Source organism: Synechococcus sp. R6-7 (assembly GCF_047461695.1).
GTDB lineage: Bacteria > Cyanobacteriota > Cyanobacteriia > Thermostichales > Thermostichaceae > Thermostichus.
This window is the reverse complement of sequence record NZ_JANSHS010000199.1, coordinates 1-1282: the sequence shown is the minus strand read 5'-3', so window position 1 is coordinate 1282 and position 1282 is coordinate 1. Positions and strand designations below refer to the sequence as shown.

Genomic DNA, 1282 nt, shown 5'->3' with positions numbered 1-1282 from the left:
GGGGTTGCGACAAGAGCTCTCGGCTGTGCTTCAGCCTCTTTGCCGGAAAGCGGATTTGGATTGGGATTTGAATTGGATTTGTGCTGCTCTTTAGCCACAAAGTCCAGCTCCATTTGAGAAACCTGGGAAAGAAGAAAGTCGGCAAAAGCTTTGGCCACCACCGAAAGACGTTTAGAGCGCAAATAGACCAAATGCCAGAACCCCCGAATGGGAAACTCTTCCACATCCAAAATAGCCAGATGATGCTGCCACCCCCCCAAGGCCAACACATGCTGAGACAAAACCGAAATGCCCAATCCACCCACAATGCCTTGGCGGATAGCTTCGCTGCTGCCTATCTCCATGCGAATGTTGAGCTTTAGGTTATGCTTCTCAAAAAGCCGCTCTACAGCCATGCGGGTGCCAGAGCCAGGCTCACGGGCCAAAAAAGGTTCTTGGGCAATGCGCGCCAGAGGGATCCCCTTTTGGCCCACCAGGGGATGATGAATAGAGGCCATCACCACCAAAGGATTTTCCAGAAAAGGTTGTGCCACCACGTCCAGATCTTCTGGCGGCATCCCCATCACGTAGAGATCGTCCATGTTGTTGCTCATCCGCTCCAAAACCTGCTGGCGGTTGAGCACCTTAAGAGCTACGTCAATGCCGGGATACTGCTGACAAAATGGCCCCAGCAGACGGGGTATAAAGTATTTGGCAGTGGTGACCACTCCAATGCTCAGCCGTCCCTGCTTTAGCCCCTTCAGGTCGGCAAGGGTCATCTCGAATTGATTCAATTGTTCAAAAATCTTCTCGCAGGTTTGGTGTAAAGCTTGCCCCGCTTCGGTGAGATACAGCCGCTTGCCCACCTGTTCAAACAACGGTAACCCCACGGCTTTGCTCAATTGCTTGATCTGCATGGAAATCGTGGGTTGGGTCAGGTAGAGCTCTTCGGCAGCGCGGGTAAAGCTCAGGTGGCGGGCGGCAACCTCGAAGATTTGCAGTTGATGCAGGGTAATGGCCTTCATGGACAATCAAGAAAAGCTAAAGGTTTACTACTAAATCATAAGCGCTAATCTATGCCTTTTGGCGAGATCCCTAGGAGAGCCTGGCTGACGGTCACAGTGGCGGAAGGGGCAAAACCGAAGAGCAACCCCCTACCACTCGGACTTAAGGTAGAGATCGACCAAGGGATTGCGCCGGTCTGGGCACAGGCGGCTGTTTTTTTCCAATAGCCGCTCTCTGGGCAGGAGAAGAGTACGATCGCAGACATTCTCGTGGAGCATGCCTCTAACCCCCAAAACCC

Annotated in this window: 1 protein-coding gene; it reads right to left on the bottom strand. The window is 52.8% G+C overall.

Annotation, left to right across the window (positions count from 1 at the left end; all coding sequences use genetic code 11):
- Window positions 1–1004, bottom strand: a 1004-nt coding sequence (locus NW815_RS06635; protein ID WP_414415825.1) for a LysR substrate-binding domain-containing protein, incomplete at its 3' end; no start/stop codon positions are given.
- Between the last annotated feature and the right edge of the window lie 278 nt (window positions 1005–1282).